At 35.4% G+C, this 16,318-nt stretch carries 14 protein-coding genes; 6 read left to right on the forward strand and 8 right to left on the reverse strand.

What is annotated here, in order from left to right:
• Window positions 1–138 precede the first annotated feature (138 nt).
• Entirely contained in the window at window positions 139–1,161 is a 1,023-nt protein-coding gene (gene galE / locus BKH44_RS02765; protein ID WP_095269849.1) for a UDP-glucose 4-epimerase GalE, read from the reverse strand.
• Window positions 1,162–1,305: 144 nt separating this feature from the next.
• Here galE and BKH44_RS02770 point away from each other — a divergent pair, with 144 nt between their 5' ends.
• Window positions 1,306–1,758 (forward strand): acyl-CoA thioesterase, encoded by a 453-nt coding sequence (locus BKH44_RS02770; RefSeq protein WP_095270035.1) that lies wholly within the window; start codon window positions 1,306–1,308, stop codon window positions 1,756–1,758.
• A gap of 11 nt (window positions 1,759–1,769) precedes the next feature.
• Here the strand turns inward: BKH44_RS02770 and BKH44_RS02775 are convergent, their stop codons facing one another.
• From BKH44_RS02775 to ilvD, 6 genes are all read right to left on the reverse strand, one after another.
• On the reverse strand, window positions 1,770–3,185 hold the full coding sequence (locus BKH44_RS02775; protein WP_095269851.1) for an efflux transporter outer membrane subunit: 1,416 nt from the start codon (window positions 3,183–3,185) through the stop codon (window positions 1,770–1,772).
• 2 nt (window positions 3,186–3,187) lie between these two features.
• The gene (locus tag BKH44_RS02780) at window positions 3,188–4,249 is read right to left on the reverse strand and encodes an HlyD family secretion protein (RefSeq protein ID WP_095269853.1); all 1,062 of its coding nucleotides are present in this window, start codon (window positions 4,247–4,249) and stop codon (window positions 3,188–3,190) included.
• A 19-nt stretch (window positions 4,250–4,268) separates the two neighbouring features.
• Window positions 4,269–5,933, reverse strand: coding sequence for an MFS transporter (locus tag BKH44_RS02785; protein ID WP_180674092.1), 1,665 nt, complete (start codon window positions 5,931–5,933; stop codon window positions 4,269–4,271).
• Window positions 5,934–6,394: 461 nt separating this feature from the next.
• Complete coding sequence (locus tag BKH44_RS02790; RefSeq protein WP_095269857.1) at window positions 6,395–7,750, reverse strand: DNA methyltransferase; 1,356 nt, start codon at window positions 7,748–7,750, stop codon at window positions 6,395–6,397.
• Window positions 7,704–8,687 (reverse strand): DNA methyltransferase, encoded by a 984-nt coding sequence (locus BKH44_RS02795; RefSeq protein WP_095269859.1) that lies wholly within the window; start codon window positions 8,685–8,687, stop codon window positions 7,704–7,706. The genes BKH44_RS02790 and BKH44_RS02795 overlap by 47 nt, the downstream gene beginning before the upstream one ends.
• A gap of 12 nt (window positions 8,688–8,699) precedes the next feature.
• Window positions 8,700–10,388, reverse strand: a complete 1,689-nt coding sequence (ilvD, locus tag BKH44_RS02800) for a dihydroxy-acid dehydratase (RefSeq protein ID WP_095269860.1) — start codon at window positions 10,386–10,388, stop codon at window positions 8,700–8,702.
• A gap of 124 nt (window positions 10,389–10,512) precedes the next feature.
• Between ilvD and glmS the strand changes: the two genes are divergently transcribed.
• On the forward strand, window positions 10,513–12,309 hold the full coding sequence (glmS, locus tag BKH44_RS02805) for a glutamine--fructose-6-phosphate transaminase (isomerizing) (RefSeq protein WP_095269861.1): 1,797 nt from the start codon (window positions 10,513–10,515) through the stop codon (window positions 12,307–12,309).
• On the opposite strand, the gene BKH44_RS08945 is transcribed toward glmS, so the two are convergent.
• Complete coding sequence (locus tag BKH44_RS08945) at window positions 12,310–12,999, reverse strand: outer membrane beta-barrel protein (RefSeq protein ID WP_095269862.1); 690 nt, start codon at window positions 12,997–12,999, stop codon at window positions 12,310–12,312. It abuts the gene before it with no gap.
• Window positions 13,000–13,077: 78 nt separating this feature from the next.
• Between BKH44_RS08945 and BKH44_RS02815 the strand changes: the two genes are divergently transcribed.
• Genes BKH44_RS02815 through BKH44_RS02830 form a run of 4 tightly spaced genes read left to right on the forward strand, consistent with a single transcriptional unit; the run spans window position 13,078 to window position 16,299 of the window.
• Complete coding sequence (locus BKH44_RS02815; protein ID WP_095269864.1) at window positions 13,078–14,196, forward strand: ABC transporter permease; 1,119 nt, start codon at window positions 13,078–13,080, stop codon at window positions 14,194–14,196.
• Window positions 14,193–14,963 carry an ATP-binding cassette domain-containing protein gene (locus BKH44_RS02820; protein ID WP_257842575.1) on the forward strand — a complete coding sequence of 257 codons (771 nt, stop codon included), beginning with the start codon at window positions 14,193–14,195 and terminating at the stop codon, window positions 14,961–14,963. Before BKH44_RS02815 ends, BKH44_RS02820 begins: the two co-directional genes overlap by 4 nt.
• Window positions 14,948–15,736: an MlaD family protein gene (locus BKH44_RS02825; RefSeq protein ID WP_095269867.1), complete on the forward strand. Its 789-nt coding sequence runs from the start codon at window positions 14,948–14,950 to the stop codon at window positions 15,734–15,736. The genes BKH44_RS02820 and BKH44_RS02825 overlap by 16 nt, the downstream gene beginning before the upstream one ends.
• A complete protein-coding gene (locus BKH44_RS02830; protein ID WP_095269869.1) occupies window positions 15,733–16,299 on the forward strand; it encodes a hypothetical protein in 567 nt (188 codons plus the stop codon). The genes BKH44_RS02825 and BKH44_RS02830 overlap by 4 nt, the downstream gene beginning before the upstream one ends.
• Window positions 16,300–16,318: the final 19 nt, after the last annotated feature.

Raw genomic sequence — 16,318 nt, forward strand, 5'->3', positions numbered from 1 at the left:
CCTCTTCGCTGATGATACTGCATCTTTCAGGTGTGGGAATGTAAGTCGATGCAGGGATAGGGAAACTCCTTTTATCTTTTTTATTCCTTCTTTATTTGTTTTTATTCCTTTTATGATTGTGATGTATGTGATTTTTGATTAGAGGAAAAACTTTTCCCATTCATAAGAGCTTTTAATAATCGTATTTAGATCATTGTATTTTGGTTTCCAATTTGTATGAGAAAGGATTTTTTGATTATTGGAAATGAGGATAGCTGGGTCACCATCGCGTCTTTTAGTAATGTTGATTTCAAAATCTATTTTTGATATTTCTTTGAGTGTTTGGAGTACTTCTTTTACACTATAGCCTATCCCATAACCAACATTAAAGATTTGAGATTTTTTATGCTCTTTAAGATAATAATAAGCTTGTAAGTGAGCATTTGCTAAGTCATCTATGTGGATGTAGTCACGTATACAAGTGCCATCAAAAGTGGGGTAATCATCACCGAAGATGAATAGTTCTGTTCTTTTTTTTGTTATATATTCACAGGCAATTTTGATAAGATGAGTTGCATTTTTGCTCCTTTGCCCTAATCCAATTCGAGTTTTCAGGTTATTTTGCATACTCGCACCTGCAACATTGAAATATCTTAATGCAACATAATTTAAATCATAAGCCATAGAGCAATCTTTAAGGACTTGCTCAAGCATCATTTTTGAGTTACCATAAGGGTTGATAGGCTTTAGAGGGAGGCTTTCAACGACTGGGATGAGTGAGGCTTCAGGTTCTCCATAGACAGCAGCTGTAGATGAGAAAATAAAATTTTTGATTTGATATTGGACACAGAGCTTTATCAAAGAAATCGTATTGCATGTGTTATTTGTATAATATAATAAAGGGTTTATAACGGACTCATTAACGATGAGTGAACCACTAAAATGCAAGATACAATCAAAAGGAGTATTCTTGAGTATTTTTTCAATAGTGGGAGTATCAGATAGATCTGCTTGGATAAAATGCACCCGATTGGGAAACCTATCTTTTAAGTAGGCTTGATTTTCTATGAAACCTGTGGAAAGATTATCAATTATAGTGATGTTACAAGTGGTGTGGGTTAAAAATTCTAATCCTGTATGAGAACCAATATATCCACTTCCCCCAGTAAGTAAAAGTTCCATTAAAACTCCTATAAGAAAATATTTTATTATAACTAAGTTTATGATTTTGAATAGATATATATCTATTATTCTAGTTTATTGATAGTTAGCTATAATTTTTTATGTTAAAAAATATTTTATTATGAAGAAGGAAAAATAATGGCAATGGAAGATGTATTTGATGCCAAATCGCTCACAATGTCAGTTCTAGTGACTCCAAGTATGGTGAACTTCAGTGGAGTAATGCATGGGGGCGAATTACTCAAAATGTTAGATCAAGTCGCTTATGCCTGTGCGACTAGGTACTGTGGTGTAGGTGTAGTGACTTTGAGTGTAGATAGCGTGATTTTCAAACAACCTATTCATATTGGTTCTTTGCTCACTTTCTTAGCGAGTGTAAATTATACAGGCAGGACAAGCTGTGAAGTGGGTATTAAAGTCATCAGTGAAAATATAAAAGATAAATATGCCATCCATTGCAATAGCTGCTATTTCACAATGGTGGCTGTGCAAGATGGCAAGACAGTGCCAATTCCACCACTAAACCCACAAACACCTTCTGAAAAGGAAAGGTATGAAAAAGCCTTGCAACGTAGAAAAGCTAGGTTGAACAAATAAGGGAGAGGGATTTATTTAGAAGGAGATTTTTTGAAATTTTCTAATTTGACTTCATCTGTGTCAAACCCACTTCCAAGTGAATGATAGAGGTTAATTAATGATTCTATATAGGAGGTCTTGAGGTTAATGATTTGACCTTGTAAATTCAGCAAAGAACGTTCTGCATCAATGACTTCCAGATAAGATGAATAGCCACTATCGTATCGGTTTTTTGCATAATCAAGTGTTTTGATGGCTGCTTGATATTCCTCATTGAGTGATTTTTGTTGGGTTTTTATCCATATGATGGATGCTTGAGCATCTTTTATTTCTTTGTAAGCATTGAGGACAATTTTTTTATAAGTGTAGGCTGCTTCATCTCTTTTGGCATTTGCTAGCGCAAATTCTCCTTTTAGCTTGCCACCTTCAAATAGGGGTGCTAAAATACCTGCACCTATTGCTCCTGTGGGTATCCAACCAGATGTTCCTAGGAAGTTTGAAAAGAATGCTCCACCAATATTAGCAATAAGATTGAAATCAGGTAAAAAATTTGCTCTAGCTCTAGCTAATGCTGCACTACTGGCAGCTAGTTCAAATTCAGCATAAGCGATATCAGGACGATGACGTAGTATTGAAGAGGGGATTTTGTCAGGTAGTTTGGGTTCAGCGAGTTCTTTTAAGCTTTGTGCTGTTTTGATGTCTTTGGTAGAGATTCCAGTGAGTTCTTCAAGAGCATTTTGTGTTTTTATGATTGATAATTTGGTAGGTGCTATTTGGGATTTTGTAGCTTCATATTGGATTTTAGCTTGTTGCTTATCATATTCGCTTGCATAACCAGTAGCTGATTTGCTTTCTGCAATTTTGAGTTCAATTTCTCTAACTTTGAGGGTGTTTTTAAGTAGCCTTAAATGATCTTTTAGGGCTACTAAATTAATGTAGGTTTTTGCCACTATAGAATCTACAGAGAGTTTTGTCGCATAGCTTTGTGCAATTGCAGCTTGAGCTTGGTAAAATTTATTTTTGCGTTCATTTTTATTTTTGCCAAAAAAGTCAAAACTATAATTGATATTTAAAGTTGGGTCTATCATTCCAATAGGTGTAGTAAAACCAAAGATTGGAGTGAGCATATTTTGAGTGTATTGTGGGCTTGCATTAAAATTTGCACTTGGATATAGGGTGGATTTTGCTATTTTTATGGATGCTATACCGGCATTTATACGTGTTTTTGCTATTTGGTTGTCGCTGTTATAAATCCTTGCTTTTTGTATTAAAAACAACAAATTTTTGTCATTGAAGTTTTCCCACCAGTTTTTATTGATGGTTTCATCAAAATTTTCATCAAGAGCAATGCTTACTTTTGAATCTTTTGGAATATCAGATATTTTGGGTACACAGCCACAGAGTAAAATTACTATTCCAAGTATACGCAGACTTTGAGACCACCACATCCTCAATCCTTTTTGGTATGGATGGTCGCGATAACGCTCATACCTGCCTTGAGTTCTTTTGAAAGTGGGTTGCTTTCATCGATTTTGATACGTACGGGTATCCTTTGGACGACTTTGATGAAATTGCCCGTTGCATTATTTACTCTAATAGAGCTAAATTCGCTACCCGTTGCTGGAGAGATTTTTTCTACTACCCCTTTGATGGTTGCTCCACCGAGTGCATCTACAGTAAAGGTAGCTTTTTGACCTAGATGAACATCTTTCATTTTAGTTTCTTTGAAATTTGCTTGCACCCATTTAAGATTAGGTATCAAAAAGGTCAGTGGACTGCCTTGTGATACAAATTGACCCAATCTTGCACCAACAGCACCTAGCACTCCATCGACAGGGGCTTTTATAAGAGAATAATCCAAATCAATTTTAGCTAATTCTAAAAGTGCACTAGCACGTTTGACATCAGCTTCTAGTGCTGATTTACTTATTTCATAGGCTTTGAGTTCTTCAAGGGCTTTGTTATATTCAGCTTGAGATTGTGCGAGGGTATATTTTGCTTTTTTTAGTGAGGTTTGAGTGTCTTCGTATTCCCTTTTACTGACAGAACCTTTTTGGACTAGTGAGGCGACGCGTTTGTCTTGAATAATTGCATTTTTTAATGTGGCTTCATCAGTTGAAATGATTGCTTTTTTCTGTTGAACATTTGCTTGATGGGAGCGATAATTTTCTGTGTAACTGCTAAGTTTTGATTGTGCAGTTTGGAGATTTGCCTCTGCCTCTTTGACTTTTTGGATAAAAATGCTTTTGTCGATCTGTAAAATAGGATCACCTTGTTTGACCATCGCATAATCTTTGACATAAATCTCTACTACATATCCACTGACACGAGGGGTAATGAGCGTAGTTTTAGATTGGACATAGGCATCATTGGTACTGACTACTCCCCTAAAAAATGGTGGGAGTTCCCATGCATATAAGATACATAAAATCCCACAAATGAGAATAATGCCAGCGATAGCACTCACTACAAAACTTGGTTTCTTGGGAGTCCAGTGTTTGAAATAAGGCATTTGATATTCCTTTTATGGGCTAATTTGCCTCTGTATTTTTTTCTTTTTGTAATTGATCTAAGAAGGCTTTTGTTTTTAAGTTTGCTAAAGCATTTTTACGACCAATGATTTTTAGTTCTCTGTCAATAGGAGTAGCTTTCAAGAATGTATAATAAAGCCAATGCCCTGCTAACAATAAGAATATCCCTACTGCTACACATCCGACAGTAAAAAATAAGTCAGAATAAGCCAAAACACCTGCTTGTTTGCTTAACTCTGCAGGAAAATTAGGTGTAATGGTTAGGATTGAATCTGTATCTGGGGTATGGTTGATTAGATCTTGTAAATGTAGGGCAGTATGTACTTTAATATAATAACCGATAAGTGCAGATCCTAAAAGTCCAAAAACCCCTTGAGAAAAACTAAATATCGCAATAAAAGTTAGCACATATCCTGTCCCTCTAGGCAAAGATATAGTAAAACCCTCTGCAAACAAGGGTCCGATGAAAAAGACACTCGCAGCAGCGATGAGGAATTGAGGTATGTATAAGTCTGAGGGCATCACTTGAGTGGAGAGATTTGTAGAGGCAAAAGAACCTGCCACAAGCATAGCAAAAGAAATGACTAATATCATAGAAGTCCGTTTATAGCTCATCAAAGCTATGGATAACAAGCCACCAAATAATGCCCCAAGTGTTATCACTCCATAATAATGTGTGAGTTGATAATCGCTATAGCCTAATACATTCCTAAATAATCCAGCTGCTCCTGTGGTTTGCTCCGCAAGGCACATCCTAGCAAACCCTCCTGCTAGGGCGAGTTTAATAACTTGGAATGTGCTGACAAAAGAGAATTTTATCAGTGGTTTTTCTCGACGTATCTCAATCATAAAAAACAATGCCAAGCAAGTTAATGCAATACATAGCCCATAAGCTATCCAAGTTTGATCCCACCAGACAATATACCCAATGCTAAAAATAAAACAAAATATAGCTGTTCCAGTACCATAGAGCAGCAATGAAGGAATATCTGCCCTTGAAAAGGCTTTACCTGTTTGTGAAGGAGGCAATTCTATTAATAAATAAGTCGCGATGACAAATAATGTTGTCCCCATATCAATAAAAACTGCAAGGTGAGCATTTTCATTGAGCATTAAATAAGGCACTATCCATCTTGCTGCTGAAGATCCTACCTGCATAAGTCCTATACTCACGCACATTGCTAAATATTTTTTTGATTGGGGGAGCATTTGCATTGCGTAATAGGCACAAAGAGTTGATAGCCCACTCCCAACCAAGCCATTCAGGAATCTGGTAATGACAGCAGTATAAAAACCATCATGGAGTATTTGTATCGCGTGTACGATGACTAAAATACCCACTACAATCCCAAAAAATACTTTCATTCCAAATTGTTGACGCATTTTGAACAAAACCACACTCATCCACGCATAACCCATATAATAACAAGAAGTTATTACTCCTCCTTCAGCAGGCGTGAGTCCTAAATTACCTTGTATTTCATAAATATTGGCAATCGTCAAGTTATTTTGTAGTCCTGCTGCAAAGAGTACTACAATCCATCCAATTGCATAAACCAAATGGATTTTAAGGGGGAGTTCAGGTCTGGCTACTGCACCCCAGAATGCGGGCATTTCATTGGGTTTTAGTACTTCATTGAGATTTTGATATTGTTTCATATTCATCATCCCTTATTGCTAGGAGCTTTTTGGTTTTCAGGATTATCAATTTAAGTTGTTTTTAGTCTAGAGCATTTATCTTTTATTCAAAAATCATCCAAAATTAGGCAATGTTTTGATTGAAATATTTTGAATTGCCTGATACATTTGGGAGATAACCATATTGCTAATCACTGAAAAGGATTTGATTTTGTTAATTTTTATGCGGGATTTTTAATCTCGTCTTTGAACTATCAGTATTGTATCCTTTTATGATTAAAAAATGATAAAACTTATAAGTATTTTTTATTCATAGGCTAACTATAAAATTTAGAAAATAATTATTTTCCTTATTTCATTTTTATAAAGTTGTTTTAGCGAGTGAAAATCCATTTTATATGGATTTTATAAGAATTGATAGGTTTTTGGAGTTTTATAGCAGGATTGAGAGTTTTTATCAAAAAAATTTATTATTTTTTTAATAATGCTCAAAATAAAGGCAGGCTTTGTTGGAATGTCTTTAAGACATAATTTCCTGTTGCATCAGCTATGGCTATACCTTTTAAAATATTTTTTATGTCTTCTTGTTGTGGTGTGATACCATTTTTTAGCTGAGGGATGACTTCTAGGCAAATATCATCAAAGTTCACTTTGCGATTTTGCCTTTCTGCTTTCCTTAAAAATGAGACAATAAAATATTTTGCACGAAGTTCTAATGCGATTTGATGGCTTTTGAACTTATTGCCTTCTTTGATATGGTATTTTTGGCTTTTTTCATCACGGTCAAAATTTTCATTGATATAAGGGATGAGGGTTTCATATTCTTGGGATAATTCGTGCAAAAATCCCATTTCAAGACCTGTTGTTGTTAATTCAGCATAGATTTCTTCAAGGGTTGCCCCATCATTTTTTGCTATCACAGCTTCAATGTGATTGCAAATCAAATCAAAATCATCTCCTAAAGATTCTTTGATCCTAGTTTTTGGACTTTGGACTTTTTTGAAATGTATAATGAGTTGACCACTTAGGACGGTGAAGGGATTTTGAATTTTTTTAAAACTTGCTTGTCCATTGCTTTGCCTGATGCAGCCTGTATATTCAAATCCTATTTCTTCAGCGTATTCGATGATGGTCTGCCATAATTGGGGGCTTTGATGTTGGAAGACAAAGCTTAGCCAGCGATTGTATTTTAGGACTCTATACATTTCTTTTAGGCTTTTTTTCATCAAGTCATAGTATTCATTAATGTTTTTATTCAAGCTGCCTTTTTCGATACATTCTTTTTGTTTTAGCTTCGTATCTACTTCAAAATCTAGCCAAGCATTCCACATAGTCGAGAGGTCTAGGTAAGGGATTTTTGCTCCATAAGGAGGGTCGGTGTAGATATAATCTATGCTTTGAGCTTCTATTCCTTTTAAGTCTGTGGCATCGCCTTGAATGATCTTTGAGTCTTCTAGCATTTTATAGAAATGGGGTGAATTTTCAAGTTCTTTTTTGCCAGAGATAACGCGTTTGAGTTTGCGTTTGAAAGTTTCGCTAGTTGATGCTTTGGTTGGATTATGGGCAATTCTATATCGATAATATCTGAAAATACTATTATCTCCAGAATTGTAGCTGGAGATATGATAAGTTAAATTTACTATGCTTAATGTATTCATAAAAGCCAACAATAAAGATAATTTAATATTTTCATCTTTTATTTTTAGTATTTCTTGACGTAGTAAAGCAAGTTCTATTAACTGGAGTGGGGTAAAAATATCTCTTAAACTAGGTACATCACTGCCTTTTGGGAGGATTTCATCTTTGGGTATCCAAAGGATTTTTTGATATGCCCCCCCCCCCATTGCTAGATTTTGTAGCTTGATTTGTTATGGGTGAGGGAAAATAGGAAGCATTTGCTAAGATTTTTTGAGCTTCTTGTTCGTTTTTGGGTCTTTGTTTTTCAAAATTTTTCAAAATTTTTTCACCTGCTTCATAAAGCTCGCCAAGATTTACCTTTGCACTCAAAGCTTTGACCATAAATACCGATAGAGGATTGAGATCAATATGGATTCCTACCCTACCTTTCATCATCGCTTCAATAGCACTCACACCACTCCCTCCAAAGCTATCTAATACCTTATCACCTTCTTGTGTGAAGTGTGTGATGTGATTTTGCAATACATCCCAGCTTTGACGCGTGAAATAAGCTGTGCAACCAAAATGCCGTTTTGCTTTTCGTTTTTGTGGGTCAATGGATTTGGGGAGTGTTTTGTCTAAATACCATTGGTCATTTTTGATATCAGGTTGAGGAGGTATGGGGTCAGATATTTGGGTTAAGTATGTTTTGAGGGTATTGAATTTAGATTCAAGTTCATTTTTTAGATCAATTTCTAAGATGAGTTTTTGTCCATTTGTTTTGAATAAGACAAATTCTTTTCCATTGCATAGTGCATAAAAAGGAGCCGCAATTTCTGCATTTTGAGCATAAAAAGAAGCTTGTAATGGACTTTTGCCTGTTTTTATATCTTTATCAGGGGCTTTTGCTTCTAGGACACAAATGGCTTCTTTGCCTCTATATAGGACATAATCAGGGAAGCGATTAGAAAATGTTACTTTACTATTAGAGCCTGTTATTGTAGCGGATTTTAGTTTTACTGATCGTTTGAAAGTCAGGGAGTTATTTTTTGTATTGGCTGAAATGAATCCCAAATTTTTAATCAATGGATTGATGATTTCCTCACGGACAGAATCTTCTTTAAAATCTTTGTCATCTATAAAATCTAAATTCAATTTATTCATAAAAATCCTTATTCATAGTTCTGTTTTTAGGACTGCCCCATTGCTTGCATTGCTCACTAAAAGAGCATATCGTTTGAGCCATTTGCCTTCAATAGTTTTGGTTTTGGGTTGCCATTTTTTTGAACGTTCTTGAAGTGTGGTTTCATCTACAAGGAGTTCTAAAATCCCATTTTCTACATCTATTTTAATGTGATCACCATTTTCTACTAGTGCAATGGTGCCTCCTTCAGCAGCTTCTGGACTTATATGTCCAATACAAGCACCCCTTGTCGCACCGCTAAATCTTCCATCTGTGATGAGGGCAACAGATTCTCCTAGCCCCATCCCCATTATGAGACTTGTAGGGCTTAGCATTTCAGGCATACCCGGTCCGCCTTTGGGTCCTTCATAACGGATGACGACTACATTGCCAGATTTTACCTTTCCTTTTGAAATCCCTGCAATGGCATCATCTTGAGATTCAAAAACAATAGCATTCCCTGTGAAGTTCTTCATCCCTTCAGCCATCGCACCAACTTTGATAACAGCCCCTTCTTGGGCAAGGTTGCCATAGAGGATTTTCAATCCACCTGTTTTTGAATACGCATTTTCAGCAGTATGAATGATGTTGTTGTCAGTGATTTTTGCATCTTGTATGCGTTCATGAATACTTTCGCCTGTGATAGTGAGAGTATCTTGGACAATATTACCTCTTTTGTTGACTTCTTTCATCACAGCACTTACACCACCTGCTTTATTAACATCTTCCATAAAGACATTGCTAATTGCTGGGGCAATTTTGGTGAGATGAGAAACATTTTTGGCTATTTCATTGATATTTTTCATACCAAAATCTACTTCTGCTTCTTTGGCAATAGCTAACATATGCAATACTGTATTAGTGCTTCCTCCCATTGCCATATCAACAACAAAAGCATTATGAATGGCTTTTTGATTCAGGATATTTTTCATCTTGTATTGTTCTGTTTTTTTGGCATCAAGAGCAATTTCTACGATCCTTTGTGCGGCTTTTCTAAGGAGGGCTTCTCTTTGTTTTGTGAGGGCTGGGATTGTCCCATTACCACTCAGGGCTATGCCCATCGCTTCACAAAGAGTATTCATTGAATTTGCTGTAAACATCCCACTACAGCTTCCTCCGCCTGGACAGGCTTTGCATTCAATTTCATAGAGTTTTTTTTCATCAATTTTTTTTGCTTCAAAAGCTCCAACTGCTTCAAAAACCTGTGAAAGACCAATTTTGCTACCATCATTTAAAGTCCCTGCAAGCATGGGTCCCCCACTTACAAAAATTGTAGGTACATTTACCCTTAATGCTCCCATTATCATACCCGGAACGATTTTATCGCAATTAGGAATACAGACCATAGCATCAAGTTTATGGGCATTCATCACAGTTTCTATAGAATCTGCGATAATCTCTCGGCTAGGTAAACTATAGAGCATTCCATTATGCCCCATTGCGATGCCATCATCTACGCCAATAGTATTGAATTCAAAGGGTATGCCACCAGCCTTTCTTATTTCATCTTTTACGATTTTGGCATATTCTGAGAGGAAAAAATGACCCGGAATAATGTCAATGTAACTATTTGCTATGCCGATAAAAGGTTTTTGAAAATCTTCATCTTTTAGTCCAGTAGCTCTTAATAAACTCCTATGAGGTGTTCTTGAATAGCCTTTTTTGATCATATCACTTCGCATTGGTGCTCCTCGTTTTGGGTTGTTTGATTATTGTATGGATTCTAATAAAAGTTATATTATACTTTAAAAAAATTTAACTGGATTTGTTTTTGTTATAATTTTAAAAATGATTTGGAGGTCTCTTATGTGTGGGATTGTGGGCTATATTGGCAAAAAAGAAAAAAAGGAGATTTTGCTAAAAGGTCTTAAAGAGCTTGAATATAGGGGATATGATAGTGCAGGGATAACTGTTTTGAGCGATGGAGAGCTGAAGACTTTTAAAGCTGTAGGGAGAATTTGCAATCTTGAAAATAAGTGTGCGGATTTTATTTCAGAGGGATTTGGGGTTGGGATTGGGCATACACGATGGGCTACACATGGCAAACCTACTGAAGTGAATGCACATCCACATATCGCAGATTTTAGTAATGTTATTCATAATGGGATTATAGAAAATTATCAAGAGATCAAAAAACTCCTTGAGCAAAAAGGGCATCAATTTTTGAGTCAGACCGATACAGAAGTTATTGTGCATTTATTTGAAGAATACCTTAAGGATGATGCTGAAAATAATGGTTTTGAAGCCTTTAAAAAAACTATTTTTTGTTTGAAGGGGGCTTATGCTATTTTGCTTGTGAGTAAAAAATATCCCGATAGGATTTTTTATGCTAAAAATGGTTCTCCTTTGATTGTTGGAAAAGGTCAAACAGGTATATTTTTTGCGAGTTCAGATGCTCCTCTGATTGGATACACAGATAAGGTGGTTTATCTTGAAGATGGGGCGATTGGGTATATGGATGATAACGGGCAATTTGATTTACTCAAAAATATCAAGTCTTTAGAGCAAAATAGAGCATTTGCCCAAAAGGAAGGCTTTAGGTATTTTATGGAAAAAGAAATTTATGAACAACATAAAGTTTTGTTAGAAACAGTGATGGGTAGAGTCAGTGAGGAAGGGATTTATTTGGAGTCTATTGAGGATAGATTTTTTGAGGGCATTGATGAAATAACTATTTGTGCTTGTGGGACAAGTTATCACGCTGGGATGAGTGGGAAATATTTATTAGAGCGGATTGCTAAAATCAAGACAAATGTAGTCATCGCAAGTGAATTCCGGTATTCTGAGCCTATTATGAGAGAAAAAGAGCTTTTTGTAGTTATTTCTCAAAGCGGTGAAACTGCTGACACGCTTGAAGCACTCAAATTGGCTAAGAAAGCCCATCTTAAAACACTAGCTATTTGTAATGTTGATAATAGCTCTATCGTACGAGAAAGCGATGCTGTTATTTTGACTCGTGCAGGGATTGAAAAAGGGGTAGCTTCTACGAAGGCTTTTGCGACCCAAGTGATGGTATTGTGGATTTTGAGTGTTTATATGGGTCGTCATAAAAAGATTTTAGATAATCAATGTTTTAAGAACCAAGTAGAATCAATGATCGCTGCGATAAGGGCAACTGAAGTGGATGTGAAACTGCATGAAAGGCTTAAAAGATTATCAAAAAGATACCTTCATGGGCATGGGTTCTTTTTTATTGGTAGGGATATTTTTTATCCTCTGGCTTTAGAAGGTGCTTTGAAACTCAAAGAAATCAGTTATTTGCATGCTGAAGGGTATCCAAGTGGAGAGATGAAGCACGGTCCAATTGCTTTGGTAGATTCTTTGCTTTTTACGGTTGCTTTGATGCCCCGTCATTTATTGTATGAAAAGATCAAAAGTAATGTTGAGGAACTTGCTGCTAGAGATGCTACGATTTGCACGATTGGTTCGGAGATTTTTGAGTCAGCTGATGATATGATTATCATCAAGGAAGGGGCAGATTATATGGAGGAGTTTTTCTCAATGATGGTTGTTCTGCAGCTTTTGGCTTTAGAGGTTGCTATTAGGCTTGGGAATGATGTGGATATGCCTAGAAATCTGGCAAAAAGTGTTACAGTAGAATAATCAAAACTTATAGTTATACATTACATAGGGCATTAGGCTTGTTTCAAATCGTTTGTTGTTCAGCAAACTTTTGGAAGTAGGGAGGATTTTGAGTCCAAATTCAATACGGTGCTTGACAAAAATACTCAGTGTGATGCCTCCTTCTATCATTAGCCCTGCAGCATAAACAGCATTTTTAAACAAAGAAAAATTATCATTATCTGTGTATATTGTTGCCCCTCCTCCAATCCCTACGAATGCACCTAAGAAATGCTTATAACTTCGACTTAAGGGGAATTCTGCTATCATATCAATCCCTAAAGAAAGCATAGAATAAAATGATTTGCTAGGGTCTTTTGAAAAATAATAATTCAATAATCCTGTGCCCATATCTAGCCCAAAAAATCCTCTGATACCAATGTTTTTATTAAAAAAGGTTTGCACGCCTGTTTTGAGAGATAGTATCATAGGGGTGTTGATTTGATTTTGGTTGTTATAGTCTTTTTTGACCTCAAAGCCTCCAATACCTACTCCAACATATTGACCGCTTTTTGCACGGATGAGTTTTTGTTTTTCTCGTATTTGAGCGACTCCATACCCTTCATTTTTTTGGGTATTGGGCAAATCAGCAGAAGAATCTTGATTGTCATATGCATTTAAGGTCGCACATAAAATCAATATACATAAAAATATTTTTTGAGTTTTGCCCATTTATAGACCTTTTGGGATAATGATTGGTTATACAACTTGTTTTTGTTATAATCTTAGCAAAAATCACGAGGAAGGACAATGTCAAAAACCTCTTTGAGTATCCAAAAAGACACTCAAAAAACAATCATTTATCTAGGAGGGCATTGGGATTTTCGCACCGATATAGAGCATTTAAATCAACTCAAAACTGCTTTGAAAAATAGTCATTTACCTTTGGGTATAGATTTTAGTGATGTTACACATATTGATTTTGTTTTTTCGTGTTTTTTGATTGATATTTTTAGGAATTATTCTTTGAATGTCGAATTTATAAATATTTCTGATAAAATCCAACGCATTTTAGGCACAATCCGATCTTATGTCCCCAAAGAAAATGCAGAATACAAACAAACAAAAAAATTTGGAAATATTTTTGAAAAAATTGGCAGGTGGGTTGAAAGTTTTTTCCAAAAAACATTGGATTTTTTTAATTTTATGGGCATAACGCTTTATTTTTTTGGACAAACTTTGATCCATCCATCAAGGATACGTATCGCACCTCTAGTCTATCACATCAGTGAATCAGGTTTTAAGGCATTGCCTGTGAGTATTTTGACAGCTTTTATTGTTGGGGCTGCTATTACTTTACAAGGAGCGATGCAACTTCAAAGTATGGGAGTGCCTTTGGTGAGCATAGAGATCACTGCGAAGCTTTCTTTGCGTGAAATGGGTCCATTTATATTAGCTTTGGTTATTGCAGGGAGGAGTGCATCAAGTTTCACAGCTCAGATTGGTGCGATGCAGATTACTGAAGAAATGGATGCAATGAAAACAATGAGTTTTACTCCTTTTGAATTCCTTGTCATTCCACGTGTTTTGGCTTTGATGATTATTATGCCTTTATTAGTTTTTTTAGCCGATATATTTGCTTTGTTTGGTGGGATGTTGGCTATAAAATATCAACTTGGCATAGGCTTTGCTCAATATATTGAAAGATTTTATGAGACGGTGAGTTGGACACATTTTTGGATCGGTATGATAAAGGCACCTTTTTTTGGAGGAGCCATTGCTATGGTGGGCTGTTTTAGGGGATTTGAAGTTAAGGGTAATACAGAGTCAGTTGGTATAAAAACAACTGTGAGTGTGGTGAATGCTCTATTTTGGATTATATTCATCAATGCTATTTTTTCAGTTATATGGACAAAGTTGGGTATATGAAAAAAATCATTGAGGTTAAAAACCTTTATAATGCTTATGGAAGCGAGGTTGTTCATAATGGTATAAATTTTCATATCAATCAAGGGGAAATATTTGCTATTTTGGGTGGAAGTGGAAGTGGAAAAAGTACTTTATTACGTAGTATGATATTGTTAAATCGTCCTAAAAGTGGAGAGATAAAGATATTTTCTCAAGATATTTGGAAACTCAAAGATAAAGAAAGGTCTTCAGTCTTAAATCGTTGTGGTGTGTTGTTTCAATTTGGAGCATTGTACAGTTCGTTGAATGTTTTGGAAAATGTGGGCATTATGCTTGAGGAATATAGCATTTATCCTAAAAAAACTATTGAAGAGATTTCAAAAATGTGGTTGGATATGGTTGGTTTGAGTAGAAAAGTTTACCGGCTTTATCCTTATGAACTCAGTGGTGGGATGAAAAAGCGAGTTGGTTTGGCTAGGGCAATGGCATTGTGTCCTGAAATTTTATTTTTAGATGAACCGACAAGTGGACTTGATCCGATGAGTGCTGATAAATTTGATACTTTGATTTTAGGACTCAAAGAAATGCTTGATTTAACCGTTGTGATGATCACTCATGATCTAGATTCCATAAGGGATATTACTGATCGATTTATTTTGCTCAAAGATGGTGAAATTGATTTTGAAGGGGATTTAGATGAATTTGCTTCAATAGCTTTATTGAAGGGTCTTTCACAAGATAATTTATTCAACTCAAGACGAGGAGAGAGATTTTGGAGAGAAATGTAAATTATACTCTAATTGGGTCTATATTTTTTGTTGTAGTTGTGTGTATGGTAGTTTTTATACTTTGGATAGGACGCATGGGTATTGATGAAGATAAATATCGAACTTACTATGTCTACACAGATAAAGAGGTCTCTGGTATTGGTGTGAATACACCAGTGAAGTATAAAGGTATCAATATTGGCAGTGTGACTCAAATTGGCTTTGATAAAAATCATTTAGGTATGGTAAAAATCAAGCTTTCTTTGAACTCTTCTATACCAATACATAAAGGTTCTGCGGTTATATTAGATTCCCAAGGTCTTGCTGGGTTGAGCTATTTATCTTTGAATCAAGGTGATAATCCTGAATTCATTAAAGATAAAGATGATAGAGTATTGGATTTTAGACAAAATTTTATGGGTCGTATTGCTTCTCAGGCTGATGAAGTGAGTAAAGAACTTTTAGACATACTCAAAAATATCAAGCAACTCACCAATGCTCAAAATATAAAAAATATTTCCCACATCATCAATTCTTTAGATGTGCTTACTGCTGATTTAGCACAAACAAAAGATAATATCAATGCTTTGTCAAAAAATTCAAATATGTTACTCATCAACCTTAATCGTAAGATTGAAGATGGTGAATATGATTTTAAAAAGATGTTAAATCCAGTGATTTCTGAGCTAGAAGTCAGCTTGAAAAATATAGATAGGTTTTTTCAAAAGGGTTCGAATTTGTTAGATAAATTTGATTCTGACCCCTACAATACTTTGTTTGGAGAGAGAAAATGAAAACAATAGGGGCAGTATTTTTAGTATTGGTTTTATCGGGTTGTGTGAGCTTGAAAATCAAATCAGACATCCCTAGCCTAGATATGTATGATCTCAACACACAGTTTGAAAATACTCAATGTGCTAAGGTTGATGAAGTGGGTTTATTGGGTATTTCAAGTGTAGAGATTTATGATACTAAAAGTATTTTGGAAAAATCTCTTGATGGTAAAATACAATATTTAGAGGGAAAGGTATGGGTGGATTTTCCAAAAAATATGCTCAAAGTCTTATTTGTGCTAGAGGCACAAAAAGAATGTATTGGTGTTTCTTTTCCTCCTTTTGGGGCGTATGTTCCAAAAAAGACCTTGAGGCTAAGTATTTTGTCTTTTGGTATTATCAAGGCTGATGAGCCTAAAGCAGAGCTTGTGATTAGCTATGAGTTTGATTCAGCAAAAAAAGGACTCATTAAAGGCGTGTTGATGAATAAAGAATCCTTTAAAGAAAATGCTATTAAAGCACTTCAAGATGTTTCTAAAAAGACAATCAAAGATTTGCTCTCTGTTATCGTGGATAAAAAATAAAAATAATTAGGGCAATGGA

It is taken from the genome of Helicobacter sp. 13S00477-4 (assembly GCF_002272785.1).
Taxonomy (GTDB): domain Bacteria; phylum Campylobacterota; class Campylobacteria; order Campylobacterales; family Helicobacteraceae; genus Helicobacter_J.

What these genes read in the sequence shown, in the direction of transcription:
- BKH44_RS02780 (WP_095269853.1), bottom strand. Translation starts at nt 4,249, where the DNA reads ATGCCTTATTTCAAACACTGGACTCCCAAGAAACCAAGTTTTGTAGTG.
- galE (WP_095269849.1), bottom strand. Translation starts at nt 1,161, where the DNA reads ATGGAACTTTTACTTACTGGGGGAAGTGGATATATTGGTTCTCATACA.
- ilvD (WP_095269860.1), bottom strand. Translation starts at nt 10,388, where the DNA reads ATGCGAAGTGATATGATCAAAAAAGGCTATTCAAGAACACCTCATAGG.
- BKH44_RS02795 (WP_095269859.1), bottom strand. Translation starts at nt 8,687, where the DNA reads ATGAATAAATTGAATTTAGATTTTATAGATGACAAAGATTTTAAAGAA.
- BKH44_RS02770 (WP_095270035.1), top strand. Translation starts at nt 1,306, where the DNA reads ATGGAAGATGTATTTGATGCCAAATCGCTCACAATGTCAGTTCTAGTG.
- BKH44_RS02830 (WP_095269869.1), top strand. Translation starts at nt 15,733, where the DNA reads ATGAAAACAATAGGGGCAGTATTTTTAGTATTGGTTTTATCGGGTTGT.
- BKH44_RS08945 (WP_095269862.1), bottom strand. Translation starts at nt 12,999, where the DNA reads ATGGGCAAAACTCAAAAAATATTTTTATGTATATTGATTTTATGTGCG.
- BKH44_RS02815 (WP_095269864.1), top strand. Translation starts at nt 13,078, where the DNA reads ATGTCAAAAACCTCTTTGAGTATCCAAAAAGACACTCAAAAAACAATC.
- BKH44_RS02790 (WP_095269857.1), bottom strand. Translation starts at nt 7,750, where the DNA reads ATGGGGGGGGGGGCATATCAAAAAATCCTTTGGATACCCAAAGATGAA.
- BKH44_RS02785 (WP_180674092.1), bottom strand. Translation starts at nt 5,933, where the DNA reads ATGAATATGAAACAATATCAAAATCTCAATGAAGTACTAAAACCCAAT.
- glmS (WP_095269861.1), top strand. Translation starts at nt 10,513, where the DNA reads ATGTGTGGGATTGTGGGCTATATTGGCAAAAAAGAAAAAAAGGAGATT.
- BKH44_RS02820 (WP_257842575.1), top strand. Translation starts at nt 14,193, where the DNA reads ATGAAAAAAATCATTGAGGTTAAAAACCTTTATAATGCTTATGGAAGC.
- BKH44_RS02775 (WP_095269851.1), bottom strand. Translation starts at nt 3,185, where the DNA reads ATGTGGTGGTCTCAAAGTCTGCGTATACTTGGAATAGTAATTTTACTC.